Raw genomic sequence first — 17,478 nt, forward strand, 5'->3', positions numbered from 1 at the left:
CGTCGACCCGACGCGTCCCGCCGGCGGTAGCGGGAGTGACCTCGGGTTTACTGGTGGCCCGCGGCCGGGTGGGGAAGACGGGCGAGCGCGGCCTCGCCGGTGGGTGCGGTGCCAGGCGCCAGGCGCCAGCCCTCGGCTCCGCGGCGCCGCTGCCAGAAGGCGGCGTACCGGCCGCCGGTCCCGATGAGCTGGGTATGGGTTCCGGACTCGACGACGAGGCCCCGCTCCAGGACGAGAATCTGGTCGGCCGCCATCACCGTCCCCAGCCGGTGCGCGATCACGAGCAGCGTGCGGTTGTTCGCCAGCGCGGCCAGTGCCTGCGCGACGGCCTGCTCGTTCTCCGGGTCCAGCGCGGACGTCGCCTCGTCGAGCAGCACGATCGGAGCGTCCTTGAGGATCGCGCGGGCGATGGACACCCGCTGGCGCTCGCCGCCGGACAGGGCGCTGCCGCCCTCCCCGACCCGGGTGTCCCAGCCCTCGGGCAGCCGCGCGACGATCTCGTCGACCCGGGCCAGCCGCGCGGCCTCGCGCACCTGCTCGGCGCTCGCCCCGGAACGTCCGACCCGGATGTTGTCCTCGATGCTGCCCTCGAACAGGTAGACGTCCTGGAAGACCACGGAGATCAGCGACGTCAGCTCGTCGGGGTCGATCTCCCGGACGTCGACCCCGCCGATCCGCACGGCTCCCGAGTCGGTGTCCCAGAAGCGCGCGATGAGCCGGGTGACCGTGGTCTTGCCGGAGCCCGACGGGCCCACCAGCGCGGTCATCGTGCCCTCGGCCAGCCAGGCGGACACCCCGGAGAGCACGCGGCGGCCCTCGTAGCCGAACACGACGTTGTCGAGCTCGATGCCGGTGCCCTCGGGGTGCCGGGGGGCCGCCGGGGTTGGCAGCGTCGGTAGGGCGAGCAGGTTCTCGATGCGCTCGAGGGCGCGGCTGGCCTTCTGCAGCTCGGTGCCCAGCGCCGCGGCCTCCGCGACGGGTTCGATGAACCTGGCCGCCAGGGCGAGCACCGCGAGCAGCGTGGGCGCGTCGAGCGAGCCGTCGAGCGCGAGGTAGGTGCCGAGGATGATGACCACGGTGAACGCGGCCTGGACCGCGACCGCGAAGCCGATCAGCCCCGGCACGGCCACGCTCAGCTGCCGGTGCCCGGCCGCCCGCTGCCGTTCCAGGGCCTCGTCGAGCGCCCGGGCGGCGGGCCCGGTCGCACCGCGGCCGAACACCCGCAGCACCCGCTGGGCCCGGGCGAACTCGAGCACCCGCCCGCCGGCGTCCACCTGGGCGGCGTCGCTGGCGGCGTCGGCCTGGTGGGCGAGCCGGGTGCTCCAGCGGTAGACCAGCGCGAGCATCGGGACGGTGAGCGTGGCGGCGAGCGCGAGCCGCCAGTCGAAGACGTACATCAGCGCGACGACGACACCGGGGGTCACGAATCCGGTCAGCAGCGGCCGCAGCAGGTGCGCGAACACGCCCATGACGTCCATGACGTCCCGCGTGGCGAGCTGGTTGACCGCCGCCGTCCGGTCAGCCGAGAACCAGCCGAGCGGGAGGCCGGCGACCCGGTCGCCGATGCGGTGGTGCACGGTGCGCGAGAGGCCGGCACCCGCGTCGGCGCTGGCCAGCAGGCCCACCCGGTGCGCGAACCCGTACCCCGCCGTCGTCGCGACGAGGGCCAGGATCCACGGCCAGACGTCATCCGGGTTGTCGCCGAGCAGCGCGCGCAGGATCGGCACCAGCAGCACGAAGGCCGCGCCCTGCAGGACGGCCGCGCCGACGAGCCAGCCGAGCAGGCTCCGCAGCTCGCCCCGGTGCTCCGGGCCGAGCAGTGTGAACAGCCTCCGGATCACCGGGCCTCCTCCGTTCCGGTCAGCGCGCCCGCGGCACCGCGAACGCCGGCAGGTCCCGGGGCAGGGCCGGGACGTGCGTGCGGGTCGGCGGCGCGCTCGTGCGCCGCCCACATCCGGGCGTAGACGCCGCCCGCCGCGACCAGCTCGGCGTGGGTGCCCCGCTCGGCGATCGCGCCGTCGTCGAGAACGACGATCTGGTCGGCGGCGACGATCGTCGCCAGCCGGTGGGCGATGACGAGCACCGTCTTCTCCCTGGTCAGTTCGGAGAGAGCGTCCTGGATGTCGGCCTCGGCCTCGGGGTCGGTGAACACCGTCGCCTCGTCCAGGACGATCACGGGGGTGTCCGCGAGCAGGGCGCGGGCGATCGCGACCCGCTGCGCCTCACCGCCGGAGAGCTGGCCGTCCTCACCGATGACGGAGTCGTAGCCCTGGGGCAGCTCACGGATGCGGCTGTCGATGCGCGCGGCCTGGGCGGCGGCGCGCACCTCGGCGAGATCGGCCTCCGGCCGGGCCAGCCGGATGTTGTCGGCGATCGAGTCACGCAGCAGGTGGGTGTCCTGGAAGACGAAGGCGACCCGGCGGTACAGCTCGTCGGGGGCGATGTCGCGCAGGTCGACGCCACCCAGCCGGATCGCGCCGCCGGTGACGTCGCCGAAGCGCGGCACCAGCGACGCGAGGGTCGACTTGCCGGAGCCCGACGCCCCGACCAGCGCGGTGATCGTCCCGGGGCGCAGGGTCAGGTCGATGCCCCGCAGGACCTCGGTCTCCCCGTCGTAGGAGAACCGGGCGTCCTCGAAGACGACGTCGTTGCCGGCCGGGACGGCGGGCTCGGCGGTGACGGGCAGCGGGGGCACGGCCAGCACGCCCGTCACGTTCGCGGCCGCCTGGTGGGCGGTGCGCATGTTGTAGATCCCGTAGCTGAGCGCGAGGATCGGCGCCGCGAGGCCGGCGCCGAGCAGCGCGAACGGCAGCAGGTCGACCGGCTCCATGCCGGCCTTCGTGACGAGCAGCGCGCCGCCGACGATGACGGTGAGTAGCGCCACCACCGGGGAGAGCAGGATCTCCGAGATCGCGCGCAGGCCGATCGTCGAGGTGACCCAGCCCTTGAAGAAGGTCGAGTAGTCGTCGGCGGCCCGGGTGAAGCGCTCGTGCGCGCCGCGCGCCCGGCCGAAGATCTTCACGACGGCGATGCCGTCGACGAACTCGACCGTGCTGGCGCTGATGGCCCGTGTGGCCTCGTCGAAGGGCTGGAGCTGGGCGCCGACGGCCGCGAGGTTCCGCCCGTAGAAGTAGAGGCCGACGATCAGCGGAGCGAGGGTGATCAGCGCCATTCTCCAGTCGACCCAGAACAGGTAGGCCAGGGTCGTCAGCGGCACGACGGTCGCCGCGGTGATCTCCAGCCGGGAGTGCGCGACCAGGTGGTGCATGGTCGTCACGTCGTCCTGGACGGCCTTCTTGACCGTGCCGGAGTTGCGATCGGAGAACCAGCCCAGCGGCACCCGGCCGAGGTGGCTGACGATCCGCCGGCGGATGTCGAGCTGCAGCCGGTTGTCCGCGAAGTGGCTCACCCCGCCGGCCACGGCCAGCAGGACGAGCCGCGCGAACAGGGCCGCGACGCCGACCCAGGTGATCGTCCAGGCGCGCCCGTGATCGACCGGGCCGTCGTCGAGCAGGACGCGCCCCAGCTCGGCGGCGGCGATGAAGGGCACGACGCTCACGGCCGCGGAGACGGCCTGCGCCGCGGTGGCGAGCCACAGCCGGCCCCGGATGGGCCGCAGCAGCGCCGCCAGCGCTCCTCGATCTTCGTTCATGTGTCGACCTTCGCTAGATCGTCCAAGCCTTCGCTGAACAGTGTGCAACAGATGTTAGACACCGTCTAATAGCTTAGGCTGACCTTAGCCGATGGATGTTCCTCGCATCAAGACGGGGGCGCTCGAGCCCGGCGGTTAAGGTGACCCCATGGACCGGCCCAGCCACTCCGCACGATCGCGCCTGGCCGCCGGTCTGCCGCCGATGACGGCCGAGAAGATCGTGGACACGGCGCTGGAACTGACCCGCGGCCAGGGTCTCGACGGCTGGTCGATCCGCCAGCTGTCCGGAGCCCTGGAGGTCTGGCCCGGCGTCATCTACCACCACGTCGGCGACCGCGAGACCGTCGTCGACGCCATCACCGACCGGGTGATAGCCCTCATCCCCGTCCCGGACGCCGACCTGCCCTGGCGGGAGTGGTTCACCCGGCTGCTGCGCGAGGGCCGGGCGGTGCTGCGGGAGTTCCGCGGGGTCGCCCGGCGCGTCGTCCTGATCGGGCCGACGGTTCCCGCCGCCCTGCCCACGATCGACCGCGGCGTCCAGGTGCTGCAGCGCGCCGGTTTCGGCGGCGACGCGACCCTGGTCTACCGGTTCCTGCTCAACACCGCGTTCATGATGGTTGCGGCGGAGGACGACCGCGCCGAGCGGCCGGAGGCGCGCGGCAAGATGGCACAGGTCCTCAGTGACTTCCAGGACACCCCGCAGCCCGGCCTCGCCGCGGCCAGCGTCGACGCCCTCGCCCGGGCGCGCGACCCTCGGCCGCCCGCCGAGCTGGACGTCGAGTTCTTCGAGTTCACCGTGGCCCGTGCCCTCGACGGCGTCGCGACCTGGTTGGAGTCGTCGAGCGCCCCGCGATGACCGGCGGCGCGCACGGCCGGAGCCGGCGGCGCCCCGGCGTCAGGTCGCCGACCCCGCGGCGAAGCCGGACTCCAGGCTCTCCTGCAGCCGGAGTGCCAGATCGGCGCGACGCAGCACCCCGAGCTTGCCGTAGGCGCGTTGCAGGTGGTTCTCGACGGTCCGGACAGACACGACCAGACGGGACGCGATCTCCCGGTTCGACAGCCCGACGTCCGCGAACGCCGCCACCTCCCGTTCCCGCGGGGTGAGCTCGGGGCCGGGAACCCCGTGCGACCTGGTCCCGCCACGCGTCGCCGCGGCACCGGCGGCGACGCTTACCTCGTCGGACGCCCAGGGCGGCAGCGGCCCCCCGCATCGGGAGACGAGATCGGCGCCGCGGACTCTCGCCAGCCGCCCGCTGCGGACCGCACCGCGCATCTGATACGCGGCGGCGGCCTGGACGGCGGCCTCGGCGGCCAGCGGCAGCAGGCACATGTCCTCGAAGCGGCGGGAGACGCCACTCAACGCGTCACCGTCGGCGCCGGCAAGGGCCCGGACATGAGCGGACCACGCCTGCGCCACCTCGGCGGCCCCGATCCGGGTGGCCAGGGCCTCACACCGGGCCACCACGGCGTTCGCGACGCCCAGCCGCGCGGCGAGGTGCAACGCCTCGACGGCGCGAACAATCCGCCCGGCGGCCACGAAACGGTCGGCCAGCTCCAGCGCGAGGGCGACGGCCCGCGCCCGGTCACCGGCATGCGCGTGCACGGCCGCCTCCTCGATCTCCACCCACCCGCGGGCGGTCGTGGAGCCGCCGGTCGAGGCCACCAGCGCACGGGCCTCCGCGATCGCCACCAGCGCGTCCGCGTGGGAGCCGGCCTCCGCGAGGGCACCCGCCAACTGGGCACGCGTCCAGCAACGGATGTCCGGGATGCTCGCGGCGGCGGCCGAGTCATCGGAGCGCCGCAGCAGGTCGACAGCCTCGGCGTTCCGGCCGGTCAGCCTCAGGTGGTGGGCCTCGACAAGCACGGTCAGCGGATCCCACATCACCCGGGACGGGCCGTCGGCCAGCCGGCGGCGCACCCACCGCAGCGTCGCCGAGGCGTCGCCCATCCGTCCCAGTGCGACGCAGGCGGCCACCGTCGCCAGCCGGTGCGGCAGCCAGTGGTGATCAGCCCACCGGTCGAGTGCCGGCAGGCAGCTGTCCAGCAGCTCGAGGGCACCGGCCGCGTCACCGAGCTCGGTGCGCGCGACCGCCATGACCGGGACGGCCTCGCGCACCAGCGGTGAGTCCGCGTTCTCCCCCGCGATGGCGGACCCGACCAGCGTCAGCGCCTCCGGCAGGCGGTCCGCGAGCATCCAGACGATCGCCAGGGTGGCCGACAGCTTCGCCTCGTCCGCGGCGGGCACCGCGGAGCGGACGGCGGCGAGCAGCGCCTCAGCGTCGTCGATCCGGCCCAGCCCACCGGCCATGTTCAGCGCCCGGGTGCGGGCCAGCGCGGCCAGCTCCTCCCGGGGGGCGTGGTCACAGCCCGGCCCGAAGACGTCCTCGGCGTCCGAATGCCTGCCCTGCGAGCACAGGGCCCGGCCCAGCAGCAGCTCGATGCGGCTGCGGGAGAGGGTCGGCTCCCGCACCGCGATCGCGAGCCGGCACAGCCGTTCGGCGAACACGACGTCGCCGGTGCCCACCGCCCGTTCCGCCGCCGCGATCAGATGCGCCGGTTCGGGCATCTGACCCGCGTCGAGACGCAGCCGGACGGCCCGCAACAGGTCGGTGCGCCGACGCAGCCCCGTTTGTTCGATCGCGCCGGCCAGCCGGGCGCGCAGTCGCCGCGCGGTCAGCTCCGGCAGGGACGCGACCAGCACCTCGCTGTGCAACGGATAGAAGAGGCGCAGCTGGACACGGCGGCCGACTCCTTCGGCCACGATGATCCGGCGCCGGTTGAGCGACTCGGCCGCGGCGGCGAGCTCCGCCACAACGGGCAGATCGGCCTCGAGGGGCTCGGCGAGCGCCACCATGGCGACCAGCTCGACCTCATCCGGCGCGAGGTCGGCCAGCCGAAGCCGGACCAGGTCGGAGAGCCGGCCACCGCTGCTCGCGAGACCGGACCACCGCCAGATCCCGTCCGCCTGGACCAAGGTCCCCTCAGCCAGGGCGTGACCCACCAGCTCACACAGGTAAAGGGCATTGCCCCGGGTCAGGTGGTGCAGCCTGGCCAGCGTCGACTCGTCGACGGTGCCGCCGAGCCGGGCCCGGACCATCGCGTGCACACCGCTCTCGTTGAACTCGGCCAGGTCGAAACGTTCGGCGAGCCGCTCCATCCAGAGCCTGCTGACGCCCCGGTGCTGGTTCTCACCGGAGCAGACGGCGGCGACGAGAGTGACCCGGCCGGTGGCGACCAGGTGGTGCAGCATCGCCGCCGGCTCGGAATCCAACAGGTGCGCGTCGTCGACGCCGAGCACCACCCGTCCCGCCGTGCCGGCCGCCGGCGGGAACCGAGCGGGCGCTCGGTTCCCGCCGCCCGCCTCCGGACCTCGGCGGGTACCGGAGAATCCGTGGTCCGGGCGTGCCGCGCCCAGACCCGCCGAGCCGAACACCCGCCGCGGGCGGGCATCCGGGCCCCCCGGCCGGTGCTCCGTGTCGCGAGGCCGAAAACCCCCGGTCGGACCGCCCTCGAGCGGATCCCCGCCCAGCAGGTCGAAGGTCGCCGAGAGCTCCGCCAGCAGCGAGCCGGGCAGGTCGGGATGGGTCCCGTGTGGAGCGTCGATCAGTCGGACCGGATCACCGGCTGTCGCCACCTCCGCCAGGGCGGTCCGCAGCAGCCGGGTCTTGCCCACACCGGGCTCGCCGACGAGAACGACGCTGGTTCCCCGCCGGACGGCGCCCACCACCGCGGCGAGCTCGGACGCACGGGCCGCCATCGGCCACTGCTGGTTGCTGACGGCGCGGTCCTCGCCGGGCGCCACCGGCCCCACGCCGCCGTCGGATTCTCGGGTGTCCAGGGCCAGCGAGCCAACCCGGTTCAGGAAGTCCAGTTCTTGACCGCCGGTGTTTCCCTTATGCACCGGTACACCGCGAGGTGCCCGCGATCATTGTGGCAAGCTGTCTCGACACGGTCAGAGCGGCGGCACGCCGGTTCCCCACGAACGGGGCTGGCGAATCCGGCCATCGTGGACGCAATAGTTTCCGCATCCTCGTCCCATCCTTGTCAAATTGTGTGCATCGAGATTCGCCGCGCCTGCCGGGACCCGCACCGGGTGCCGCCTGGAACATCGCTTTTTGATGCGCTGCAGCGGTGTGGTCAGAATGACGCCCTGAGGTTACAGATCATCTCCAGTGTCGACATCGGTGCTTTTGTTGCCGGCCGGGAACGACCTGGGCGGTCGTCCCGGTGGTCGCGACCGCTCCGTCACTCAGGCGGCGCCGTGACCGGAACGGCTCCGCCGTCCAAGCGCGCCCGCAACCGTCGGCCAGAGGTGCCGACCGGCGTCCCCGGCCCGACTCGACATGCCCGACAGAGGGCGGGTGAGCAGACAGAAGATCGCTTCACGGAGACGGGACGACTCCGACCTAGACAGCGTCTAACAACTAAGGCCAACCTAAGCCAGCGACCATCGATCGTCAAGAAGATCTGACAACCTTTACACAGGATCACAATGCTGGCACGACGCCAGGCACCAATATCACGGAACGCACATCGAGCCATACGCTCGGACTTCATCGACATCAGGAACATCACCGGGCCACTCGCCTCCCCCGGTCTGTCCGGAAGGCGACGAAGGCTTGTGTTCCACGGGAACCCCGCTACGCCTGCCGGCACGAGCCAGCCGGCACGAGCAGCCGGCCCCAGCACCGTGGCTCCGCGGGCCCGCCCGCGCCGGTGGAGCGGCCAACGCCCCGAGCACACCCGCGCCGGCCGCGGCCCCCACCGTGAACCAGCTCTCTTTCTCCGGGCCAGGACGCGGGCGGCGCCGTTTCAGCCACGCTCCGACAGGCGGTTCACCAGGGTAGCCACCCCATTACCCGCCAATCACCGCCAATCACCTGCGGCCCGGGCGGTATCAAGGACACGGGTAGGCTGCGAAGGCCGCTGTCCGAGATTCCGTGCTCGCGAATCCCGCCGAGAGCAGATGGCAGACGGCGGCAGGCAGATAAAGGCGAGCGGATCCGCGCCGAAAGAAATCGTGCCCCGCGCATACCCGAATGAGCCGCTGTTCCCACACCCTCGGGTACTTCGGCAGAAGGTGAGAGAAGCTCATGCCTGGCACGCGAACCGCGGCCCCGGAAAGCACCGCGACGCGGGTTGCCCTGTGGCGGGCCATGCACGTCCAGGTCGACCCGCGGCCGCACGTGTTCGAGGACGAGATCGGCCTTCGGCTGGTGGCCCCGGGCGACGACTGGCGCGCCCGCCCGGACATGGACCAGCACGCGACGCGCCGCACCCGGGCATCCATGGTGGCCCGCGCCCGCCTCGTCGAGGACCTGGTCGCCGAACAGGCCGGCCGCGGTGTCAGCCAGTACGTCATCCTCGGAGCCGGCCTGGACACCTTCGCCCAGCGCCGGCCAGAGATCGCCTCGGGCCTGCGGATGTTCGAGGTCGACCAGCCGGGCCCACAGGCCTGGAAACGGCGGCGCCTCGCCGAGATCGGCTTCGGCGTCCCGGAATGGCTGCGGTTCGTCCCGGTCGACTTCGAGGTGGGGCCGTCCTGGTGGGAGCGGCTCACGGCCGCCGGCTTCGACCCGACGCGGCCGGCCGTCGTGGTCTGCGCCGGCGTCACCATGTACCTCACCAGGGACGCGACCACGGCCATGCTCCGCCAGGTCGCCGCGCTCGCCTCCGGCTCGACGCTCGTCACGACGTTCCTGGTGCCGCCGACCCTCGTCGAGCCGGCGGAGCGCGCCCTACGCGAGATGACGGAGAAGGCGGCGCGCGCAGCCAGGACCCCCTTCATCAGCTTCTTCACCCCGCCGGAGATGCTGGCGCTGGCCCGGGAAGCAGGTTTCGGGGAAGCCCGGCACGTGTCGGCCGGCGATCTGACCAGGCTCTACTTCACCGGCCGTTCGGATGACCTTCGGCCCTCAAGCTCGGAGGAGCTGCTGGTGACGACCACCTGACGACCCCGGCCGGCGGGCGCCGAGCCGAGCCGCTGGGCCGTCGGAGTCATCGCGGGGACTTCGGCGGTGGGCGCGCGCACCCTGGAAGCCGGCGCGCCGTTCACCGGAACGGCGCCGACCGCTGGCTTTCCCGCGTGATCCCTGGAGCTCCCGTGCCCGCTGTGCCGTATGACGTCAATGCGTCCCTGCTGCAGGCCGCCGCGTGCTCCGAAAACGAGATCAGCACGCTAATCAATTCACTCACCCTGGAAAGAGCCGCGCCGTCGATCCTCGACGAGATACTGGCCCGCCGCCTTCCCTGCGCGGACCTGGCCGGCACGGTCCTCTTCGAGCTCCGCCTCGGTCGGATGTCGGCGGAGCGCACGCTCTCCTTTCGCGACGGACGCGTCGAGGTGACCCGCAGCCGCGCCGACTCCCCCGGCGGGACGGGAACCCGGACGGTTATGACCCGACTCAAGGAGCTTCTCAACGGCCTGCACTACCCGGAGCACGAGGACACGTCGGTCTACCAGCCGCCCGCCACCAACCGGGGAGTCTCGGCCGTGCTTTTCTACCGGAACATAGTTTTCATCGAGAAAGGCCTCAACACCGAGATCGGACCACCGGAATGGACGCCACGCGTACCCGTATGACCCGGAACCGACGGCGCGCGAGGAACCGCATAACGGCCACCGCTGGCGATCAGCTCGTCCACCACCCGGTCCACGTGGCCCGGCCGGCGGTGACCGCCGACGACGAGCACCCGCACACCGTCGATGACGGGCGGCCGCACCGGGACATGGTCTCCAGCCTCACCGAGGCGCAGGCCCCGGCAGCGCAGGCAGCGGCAGCGCAGGCAGCGAAGCGCCCAATCGGCGGCCACGGTCAGTCCTGCGGGCTAGATTCCCCTCGACGCCCGAGGCGGAAGGAACATGACATGGCGGAGCAGAGGAGCTGGGACATCGTCACCGGCCCCGGGCTGACGGCCCTTGGTATAGCCGCGTCCCGGACTGTGGAGTCGTCGATGCCCGACGCGCTCATCGACGACCGGTTCGGGGCCGCGTTCGTCCAGGCCGTAGCCTCACCCGTGCCGTTCCCGCTGAATTGGCCCGCCGAGGGCGAGCCGGTGACAGACCGGCAGGCGCTGTCTCTGCATACCTCCCGCTACATCGGCGTGCGCTCGCGGTTCTACGACGACTTCGTCCACGACGCACTTCGCGGCGGTGTCGGTCAGGTCGTTCTTCTCGCCGCGGGCCTGGACACCCGTGCGTTCCGACTGGGCTGGCCCGGCGACGTCACGCTGTACGAACTGGACCAGCCGCAGGTCCTCGCGTTCAAGGACGACGTGCTGCAGCGCAAGCAGGCGCAACCGGGCTGCCGGCGCGTCCCGGTCGGAACCGATCTGCGCGAGGAATGGCCGGGCGCGCTCATCGCGGCGGGGTTCACCCCGAGCGACCCAACCGCCTGGATCGCGGAAGGGCTGCTCGGCTACCTACCGGCGGCGGCCGAGGAACGCCTGATCCGGGAGATCCACCGGCTCTCCGTCCCCGGCAGTCGACTCGCGCTCGACCGCTTCGCCCACCTGGAGCGCCTCGCCTCCGACACCGCCACGCTGGACCAGCTCACCAGCCGGTCCGGGATCGAGGCGAGGGCCCTGTTCAACACCGAGACCCGCCCCCACCCCGCCCAGTGGCTACGCCCCAACGGCTGGACCATCCGCGAGGATGACGACCGCACGGTCGCCCACCGCTACGGTCGCGATCTGACCGACCCCTTCACCGGGAAGGCCACCCGGCCCTGGCTCGACACACAGTTCCTCACCGCCGAGCTCACCCGTACCTGACCCTCGAACGGAGCCATCCGCCCGGGTGGCGAGGAGCTCCTGGGAGTCGCTGAGGAACGGGTTCGGGAGCAGGACGGCATCATCTGCTCGCCGATGGCGTTGAACATCCGCAGCCCCCAGGAGACGGGCGCGCCGTCACCGCCGACTCGGCGGTACAGCTCGGCGCGGGCGCAGCGGCGGATCCGGCCGAGCTCCGGGCCGCTGGCGGTGTGCTCACCGATGCACAGAGGAAGTGCCAGGCCCCGAAGTCGACGGTGACGTAGCCGTCGTACACGCCGATCCGCCGCGGCGCGTACGGCGCCGCGACCTCCCAGGCAGTGCCATGCGCACAACAGTATCCCATTGGTCCGGGTGTCCAACAGGTACGGTTCGGCCATGTCGCCGCGTGTCCACGTCGCCTACCTACGCAGGAGTGTGATCAAGGGTGGCCGCGCAGCGGACATCCCCGCGCAGCGACGGCTGATCACCAGGTGGGCAGAGCGTGAGGGCATCACGATCGTCGCTTGGTTCGTGGATGCTTCGATCACGGCGAGCAAGAGCGACGTCAACCGCCCCGACTACAACCGGATGATCCAGTTCATCCGCGACGGCCACGCTAATTCGATCATCGCTGTGGAGGCGAGTCGAATCACTCGCCAGGTTCGCCAGGGGGAGGACATCGCCGATCTTCTCCGGTCGAGCCGTGGCGTGATCGTTATCCCGAATCAGGCGACCTACGATCCGTCCACCACCAACGGCTACGGCGACTGGTTGGGCCAGTTCACGGACGCCGTTAAAGAGTCGCTGGCGAAATCCAAGCGCGCGACCGATTGGCACGGAGACAAGAGGGAAGACCTCGATTACGCCGGAAGCCCGCCACCCTACGGGTGGGTGAAGGTCGTTCACCTCGACGGACACAACGTCGTGACATCCTGGGAGATCGAACCCGCCCAAGCGAAGATTATCCACGAGATTGCCAGCAGGATTCGCGGCGGCGAGGCTATCTACGGCATCTGTAAGGATCTCAACGCACGCGGCGTACCAGGGCCACGCTTTGCGAGAACCGGGCCGGATGAGGAGCTGCGCCGATCAACGTGGATTCTTTCGACGGTCCGGAACCTTATCCGTAACCCGAGGCTTGCAGGTTACCGCGCCGTTCGGGAAGTGGAGCCGGACGGTTCCCGGGGTACCTGGCGAATCCTGGGTAAGCCTAATCCGGACGTGGCGCGCAAATGGTTTGAACCGATCTTGACGGATGACGAATGGTCCGAAACGGTGGCCGCGATGCGGACGGGATCAAGCCGCAAGGCAACCGGCGGTCGGGTGAAAAACTTGCTCGCCGGATTCGTGGTCTGCGCCGAGTGTCGCGCCCGGTGCATCAAGGGCGATAAGCAATGGAAGCACCCTACGAATGAGGTATCACGCCGTCGCACAAAGGAGTGCAGTGCGCGGATGTCGATTTGGGATGCTGACCTTACGGCCCTGATCGAAGATCTTGTGTCTCGTCGTCTCGCGTCGGGCGAGTGGCGCGCGGACACACCTGGCGAGCCTGCCCTACTCGCAGAGGTCCGGCGGATCGAAGGGCAACAGGCTGAGATCGACGCTGCGGTGATCTCTGGCGAGATGGGCGCAGTTCATGCCGGGCGACTTCACAAGGCGCTAGACGAACGCCTGAGCGTGCTACAGCAGCAGATCGGCGCGACCCGCCGAACGGCCGTAGTCCTCGACCCGAACCAGGCCATGAGGCAGTGGAACGCGCCCGAACCCGAGCAGGGCACACCGGCATGGCAGGCATGGCTGACCGCCCGTCGCGTGGTCCTGGCGGAGTTGATCGAACGTATCGAGATCGCTCCCGGTCTACAGGGACGCGGGCCGTTCGATCCCGATCGCGTCCACGTGGCCTGGCGGAATGAGGAGAGCACCGCCTAGACGATCCCGTGCCGTCTCCGCATCACCCCTGCGACGGTCCGCATCACGCTTTGACTGACCGCAACACCCCATGATTAGGTCCGTCTACGGCCGTCCTGTCACCCCCCCCGACAGGGCGGCCTTCTCTTACCCCGACACGCCCCTGCGGGGCTCCGTGGTCGACGTACAGCGCCGCCTGGACACGGTGACGGGGAGGACCCGCCGACGACGAGGTCGAGCGGTACGCGGCGATGCTGCGACGGCAGGGTCTGAGCGGTCGCGGTTATACGGTCCGGCGTAGGCGCGCCGGTGTCGCAGAGTGCGGCACACCGATCTTCGAGATCGTGCTGTCGGTGCCGGGTACAGGCTCCGCCACCGCTTAACGCGCTGTACCTGGCCGCGTGCCCCCCGGATGGGACACGTCGGCATCTTCCCGAAGGCCCGTCTGATCTTGTGTCATCGTAGGTCGAGCAAGGACAGGCCGAGCACGCGGACGACAGCCTCCAAATGCCACGCCAAAGCCCCCACTGACCGACCGTGGGGCACGGGTGCCACCCGACCAAAAGGCAGCTAGCCGAAGTCCTGCGGCGGCGAACCCGGTTACTCGTGTGATCTTTCACGGATTGGCGTTCCCGCATGCCCGAATCTGCTGTACCCGATGTCGACGAGGTGGAATCGCCTCGCGATCAATGGCTGCGCCTGACCCTCGCTCGCGCCCCGAAACTGACCCCACGGGCCGAGGCCCGCATCGCGCTAGTCCTTACCGGTGTCGACCGTCAGGACACCCGCGCCGCCTAGACCTCGTTTAAACGCATCGCACTGCACACCCCCATTTCGCCATGCCCTCACCCCACAGGAGCAAGCTATTTACCAGAAGGAAAGTGAAGGCGTATGCCGCCGTTGTGGCAGCCACGGCGAGCTAGCTAAGGCGGGTCGCTACGCGGACGGTACCCAGCAGTACAGGACAGTCTGTAAGCCGTGCGAGGCCGCGCGGGCGCTCGCCTACTGGCGGTCGAAGAACCCAGGCGCGGATCGGATGATCCGGATTCCCGTCAGCGAACACGAGAAGGAAGATCGCGCATGACTGCCATCGCTCCCGAGGTAATCCCAGTCCACCACATGGATTGGCGATTCGCGACCGAACTCAACCGGTCGTCGCAACACCGGCCTGTTGCAGTGAAAGTAGCTGGTTGTTCATCGCGATGACGTTGGACATTGACGACTGGGAGCCCGTAACGATGACCATCGTCAATCAATGGTGCGCCCTGGACGATCACGCCGAAGCCGATCTGGCGCCAGTGGTCGGTGAAGATCTCGGTGACGAGGGACAGCAGGGTCTCGGTGTCGGTGGGCAGCGCAAAGACGTGCAGGGTGCCGTTGCCGAGTTCTTCGGTGACCCGGTATTCGGTGTCGGTGGTCAACGTCGTGTCCTCTCCGCGGCCGGGCTCAGGGGGCAGTCTCCGCAGGTACCGCCGCCCGGCACCCGGTAGAACAGGCAGCAGCTCCGCCGGACCACCGAGGAGACCGCCAGTCCGCCGTCGGAGGTGACGGCGTGGACGGTCGTACCAGCGAGCGGCGGTGTCGCCAGCAGCGCGGCCGCCATTCGGGGAACGTCCTTCGTGCGGGTGACGAGCGGGGAGGCGGCCAGTACCCGCGTCGAGCCGACCAGCGCGGACGCGGCGTTGCCCCAGAGCAGGCGCGGGGCGAGCCGGGTCTCACCCCGCAGGGCCGTGAAGTAGGGCCGCAGGTGGTCCTCGACGACGATCTCGCGGAGCAGGTCGACGGCGTCCGCCAGGCTCTCGACGCGCCAGCCGGCGGTCTCGTCCACGATCAGCCGCACGGGCGCGGTGAGCCTCGGCTGCACCCGGAGGCGGGGTGGGGGCAGGTCGGGGACGATGCCGGCGGTCGCCCAGCAGCCCAGGGCCACCGACCAGAGCCGGGCGGCGTGGCCGAGCGCGAGGGTGGACGCGGCGACCCGTCGTTCGACGCCGCCAAGCCGTTCGTTCACTCCGTCGACCGCGGCGGCCAGGGCCGCCCCGCCCCGGTAGAGCTCGTCGACACGAACCGGCACCGGCCCGGCCCCACCCACCTCGCCGGCACCGGCGAGATCGACCGCGATGTCGGCCTCGAAGTAGGGACTGATCTCGGCGAGCCTCCGCAAGGCGCTCGCCACCTCGGCGGCGGACACCGCCGACGCTCCCGTGACGGCCGGCACCGCTGCGGCGACCGGCACCGCCCCGGCGGTCGGCACCGCCGGGGCGGGCCGCCGCCCCGCTCCGGTCATGTCGGGCTGGCCCGTCACACTGCCTCCCGTAGCTCGAAGGTCCTGGTCACCGGGTCAAAGCGCAGGTCGTCGCCGTCGAAGGTGGTGTTCACCGCCCCGGAGGCGATCACCTCCGCCGGGCGGCCCGTGTGCAGGGTCCCCGTCCGGTCGAGGAGCCACACGCCGTCGGCCACGCGGAGCGAGAGCTCGAGGTCGCAGGAGTGTGGCGCTCAGGGCCACCAGACGTGCGCGCATGCCAGAACAGGCCGCCTTCCAGCACCTCGTGGACGGTGTTCGCGGGTGCCGTGGCCGGTCTCCTGGCTGACGGGTGGTGCGTCGCCGGCCGCCTTCCCAGGCGGCGGTACTCGACGCCCAGTGACTTCCCCGGTGGGCGGGGACTGGCCGGCGACATCCCGATCACAGTGGCGAGGGCCGCTCCGGCATCACACCGAATTCCCGAGCACCACGGCCGACAAACCGTACGACCAACGCGAGTCGCCTGCAAGACCATGCAGATGTTTTCGCGGGTGCCGCGCCCATCACGGATGGAGGCTGATCCCGCCCGGCGGCGCGGTATCCGGCTCGTCGGGCCACGGTCTGAGGGTCGGATGCGCAACCGCCACGGGCAGGTGCCCGGTCGACGTGGATGCGAGAATCTCCACATGCACCGGCTGGACGACCAGAACCGGGCCCGGATCATCGACGGTGACCGGGCCTGCGACGCCGTCGCCGCCATCGGTGACCGCGCCGAGGTGACGCGGTGGGCCGCCCGGTTCGCCATGCTCGGCGAACCGGGCCGGCTCGCCATCCTGCTCGCGGTGCACTACGCCGGCCCGATCTCCGTCTCGGATCTGGCCACCGCCGTCGGCATGAACGACGCCGCCGTCTCCCAGGCACTGCGGGTCCTGCGCCAGCAGAACGCCGTGCTCGCCGAGCGCGACGGCCGGATCATCCGCTACAGCCTCGCCGACCCCGCCGTCGCCGACCTGCTGGGCCGCGTCCGGCCCGATCCCCAGCTCCACCACCGGTCCGGCCAGCCCGCCCGCTGACGCCCGCCGGCCGGCAGGTGAGCCACAATCGACCTGCTCGACCTGCTCGACCTGCTCGACCTCACCGTGCTCGCCGACCGCCACGTCGACGAGCTCTCCGGCGCCCAGGCGCAACGTCGTCACGTCGGGAACCCCGGCCGACGTCTACGCCGCCGACCTCATCGAAACCGTCTACGGGCTCCCCGTCGACGTCGACCTCCGCGACGGAACACCCGAGGTCAGACCCGCCCTGCCCATTCCCGGTGGGCGGCGCTGACGCCTCGCGCCTGGGGAATGGCGGAAGGCCTTCCCACTGGCGGGGCGCCGGCGGCGGCGTAACATCGGACTGGAGCAACAGCCACCCGGGTCGTGACCCGCGAGCGGCGCCCATCCCGGGCGCACCTGTGGTCCTTTTACGGAGCGACTTGATGGACTCCGACAACCTGCTCAAAGCGACCCAGCCTGAGCCGGCCGCACTCGGCAGACACTACGGCTCCTGCGACGGCAAGGCCGCCCTCGCCCGCGAGACCAGCCCCGGCAGCTGGCAGGTGAAGGTACGCGATCCGATCAACCGCCTGGCCGGCCACGACGGCTGGATGATGCTCGGCACCGGCTGGAGCACCCTGGCCGAAGCACGCGCGGCCACCGGGCTGTCCTAGACATCAGTACCCCCCGGCCGCAACCTCGTCAGCCAGGCGGCCGGCCGAGGTCGCGAGCGGTCCAATGCGAGGACCCATTGGCCGGGTCAGGTGCCCAGGGCCGGGAGTGGAACAGAGCCGGATAAACGGGGGACGTGCTCCCGGCCCGTGCCACCGGAGATGTGGGGCTCCGGCCGCCGGGACAGGGGCGTGCACCCAATGGCGCTGTTTTAAGGT

14 protein-coding genes, 1 pseudogene and 1 riboswitch are annotated in these 17,478 nt (G+C 71.1%); of the genes and pseudogenes, 8 read left to right on the forward strand and 7 right to left on the reverse strand.

What is annotated here, in order from left to right; all coding sequences use genetic code 11:
- Positions 1 to 47: 47 nt before the first annotated feature.
- Positions 48 to 1,841, reverse strand: coding sequence for an ABC transporter ATP-binding protein (locus tag E0504_RS04630; protein ID WP_131622134.1), 1,794 nt, complete (start codon positions 1,839 to 1,841; stop codon positions 48 to 50).
- Positions 1,838 to 3,652 carry an ABC transporter ATP-binding protein gene (locus E0504_RS04635; RefSeq protein ID WP_131622136.1) on the reverse strand — a complete coding sequence of 605 codons (1,815 nt, stop codon included), beginning with the start codon at positions 3,650 to 3,652 and terminating at the stop codon, positions 1,838 to 1,840. The genes E0504_RS04630 and E0504_RS04635 overlap by 4 nt, the downstream gene beginning before the upstream one ends.
- 148 nt (positions 3,653 to 3,800) lie before the next feature.
- On the opposite strand from E0504_RS04635, the gene E0504_RS04640 reads away from it, so the two are divergent.
- Positions 3,801 to 4,508 carry a TetR/AcrR family transcriptional regulator gene (locus E0504_RS04640; RefSeq protein WP_131622138.1) on the forward strand — a complete coding sequence of 236 codons (708 nt, stop codon included), beginning with the start codon at positions 3,801 to 3,803 and terminating at the stop codon, positions 4,506 to 4,508.
- A gap of 39 nt (positions 4,509 to 4,547) precedes the next feature.
- On the opposite strand, the gene E0504_RS04645 is transcribed toward E0504_RS04640, so the two are convergent.
- Entirely contained in the window at positions 4,548 to 7,553 is a 3,006-nt protein-coding gene (locus E0504_RS04645; RefSeq protein ID WP_131622140.1) for a LuxR C-terminal-related transcriptional regulator, read from the reverse strand.
- Positions 7,554 to 8,745: 1,192 nt separating this feature from the next.
- Here E0504_RS04645 and E0504_RS04650 point away from each other — a divergent pair.
- The 3 genes from E0504_RS04650 (at position 8,746) to E0504_RS04660 (ending at position 11,425) form a co-directional block, all read left to right on the forward strand.
- Positions 8,746 to 9,603 carry a class I SAM-dependent methyltransferase gene (locus E0504_RS04650; protein WP_112104981.1) on the forward strand — a complete coding sequence of 286 codons (858 nt, stop codon included), beginning with the start codon at positions 8,746 to 8,748 and terminating at the stop codon, positions 9,601 to 9,603.
- A gap of 152 nt (positions 9,604 to 9,755) precedes the next feature.
- The gene (locus E0504_RS04655) at positions 9,756 to 10,235 is read left to right on the forward strand and encodes a hypothetical protein (RefSeq protein WP_112104982.1); all 480 of its coding nucleotides are present in this window, start codon (positions 9,756 to 9,758) and stop codon (positions 10,233 to 10,235) included.
- Positions 10,236 to 10,519: 284 nt separating this feature from the next.
- A complete protein-coding gene (locus E0504_RS04660; protein WP_112104983.1) occupies positions 10,520 to 11,425 on the forward strand; it encodes an SAM-dependent methyltransferase in 906 nt (301 codons plus the stop codon).
- A gap of 24 nt (positions 11,426 to 11,449) precedes the next feature.
- On the opposite strand, the pseudogene E0504_RS54035 reads toward E0504_RS04660, so the two are convergent.
- Positions 11,450 to 11,747, reverse strand: a pseudogene (locus E0504_RS54035) (hypothetical protein); the annotation flags it as partial.
- Positions 11,748 to 11,800: 53 nt separating this feature from the next.
- Here E0504_RS54035 and E0504_RS04670 point away from each other — a divergent pair.
- Positions 11,801 to 13,333: a recombinase family protein gene (locus E0504_RS04670; protein WP_112104984.1), complete on the forward strand. Its 1,533-nt coding sequence runs from the start codon at positions 11,801 to 11,803 to the stop codon at positions 13,331 to 13,333.
- 615 nt (positions 13,334 to 13,948) lie between these two features.
- Positions 13,949 to 14,110 carry a hypothetical protein gene (locus E0504_RS50200; RefSeq protein WP_165938400.1) on the forward strand — a complete coding sequence of 54 codons (162 nt, stop codon included), beginning with the start codon at positions 13,949 to 13,951 and terminating at the stop codon, positions 14,108 to 14,110.
- 254 nt (positions 14,111 to 14,364) lie between these two features.
- Here the strand turns inward: E0504_RS50200 and E0504_RS04675 are convergent, their stop codons facing one another.
- Genes E0504_RS04675 through E0504_RS04685 form a run of 3 tightly spaced genes read right to left on the reverse strand, consistent with a single transcriptional unit; the run spans position 14,365 to position 15,769 of the window.
- Positions 14,365 to 14,733, reverse strand: coding sequence for a hypothetical protein (locus E0504_RS04675; protein ID WP_131622142.1), 369 nt, complete (start codon positions 14,731 to 14,733; stop codon positions 14,365 to 14,367).
- Positions 14,730 to 15,614 (reverse strand): (2Fe-2S)-binding protein, encoded by an 885-nt coding sequence (locus tag E0504_RS04680; RefSeq protein WP_112108647.1) that lies wholly within the window; start codon positions 15,612 to 15,614, stop codon positions 14,730 to 14,732. The genes E0504_RS04675 and E0504_RS04680 overlap by 4 nt, the downstream gene beginning before the upstream one ends.
- A complete protein-coding gene (locus E0504_RS04685; protein ID WP_235014787.1) occupies positions 15,611 to 15,769 on the reverse strand; it encodes a hypothetical protein in 159 nt (52 codons plus the stop codon). Before E0504_RS04685 ends, E0504_RS04680 begins: the two co-directional genes overlap by 4 nt.
- 95 nt (positions 15,770 to 15,864) lie before the next feature.
- Positions 15,865 to 16,058, reverse strand: a riboswitch (cobalamin riboswitch).
- Positions 16,059 to 16,237: 179 nt separating this feature from the next.
- On the opposite strand from E0504_RS04685, the gene E0504_RS04690 reads away from it, so the two are divergent.
- Both E0504_RS04690 and E0504_RS04695 read left to right on the forward strand, forming a co-directional pair.
- Positions 16,238 to 16,624: a metalloregulator ArsR/SmtB family transcription factor gene (locus E0504_RS04690; RefSeq protein ID WP_165938401.1), complete on the forward strand. Its 387-nt coding sequence runs from the start codon at positions 16,238 to 16,240 to the stop codon at positions 16,622 to 16,624.
- Between the two features lie 407 nt (positions 16,625 to 17,031).
- Positions 17,032 to 17,262: a hypothetical protein gene (locus E0504_RS04695; protein ID WP_112108649.1), complete on the forward strand. Its 231-nt coding sequence runs from the start codon at positions 17,032 to 17,034 to the stop codon at positions 17,260 to 17,262.
- The last annotated feature ends 216 nt before the right edge of the window (positions 17,263 to 17,478 follow it).

The sequence above is a fragment of the Parafrankia sp. BMG5.11 genome (genome assembly GCF_004337455.1).

What these genes read in the sequence shown, in the direction of transcription:
- E0504_RS04635 (WP_131622136.1), bottom strand. Translation starts at nt 3,652, where the DNA reads ATGAACGAAGATCGAGGAGCGCTGGCGGCGCTGCTGCGGCCCATCCGG.
- E0504_RS04640 (WP_131622138.1), top strand. Translation starts at nt 3,801, where the DNA reads ATGGACCGGCCCAGCCACTCCGCACGATCGCGCCTGGCCGCCGGTCTG.
- E0504_RS04650 (WP_112104981.1), top strand. Translation starts at nt 8,746, where the DNA reads ATGCCTGGCACGCGAACCGCGGCCCCGGAAAGCACCGCGACGCGGGTT.
- E0504_RS04660 (WP_112104983.1), top strand. Translation starts at nt 10,520, where the DNA reads ATGGCGGAGCAGAGGAGCTGGGACATCGTCACCGGCCCCGGGCTGACG.
- E0504_RS04670 (WP_112104984.1), top strand. Translation starts at nt 11,801, where the DNA reads ATGTCGCCGCGTGTCCACGTCGCCTACCTACGCAGGAGTGTGATCAAG.
- E0504_RS50200 (WP_165938400.1), top strand. Translation starts at nt 13,949, where the DNA reads ATGCCCGAATCTGCTGTACCCGATGTCGACGAGGTGGAATCGCCTCGC.
- E0504_RS04690 (WP_165938401.1), top strand. Translation starts at nt 16,238, where the DNA reads ATGCACCGGCTGGACGACCAGAACCGGGCCCGGATCATCGACGGTGAC.
- E0504_RS04695 (WP_112108649.1), top strand. Translation starts at nt 17,032, where the DNA reads ATGGACTCCGACAACCTGCTCAAAGCGACCCAGCCTGAGCCGGCCGCA.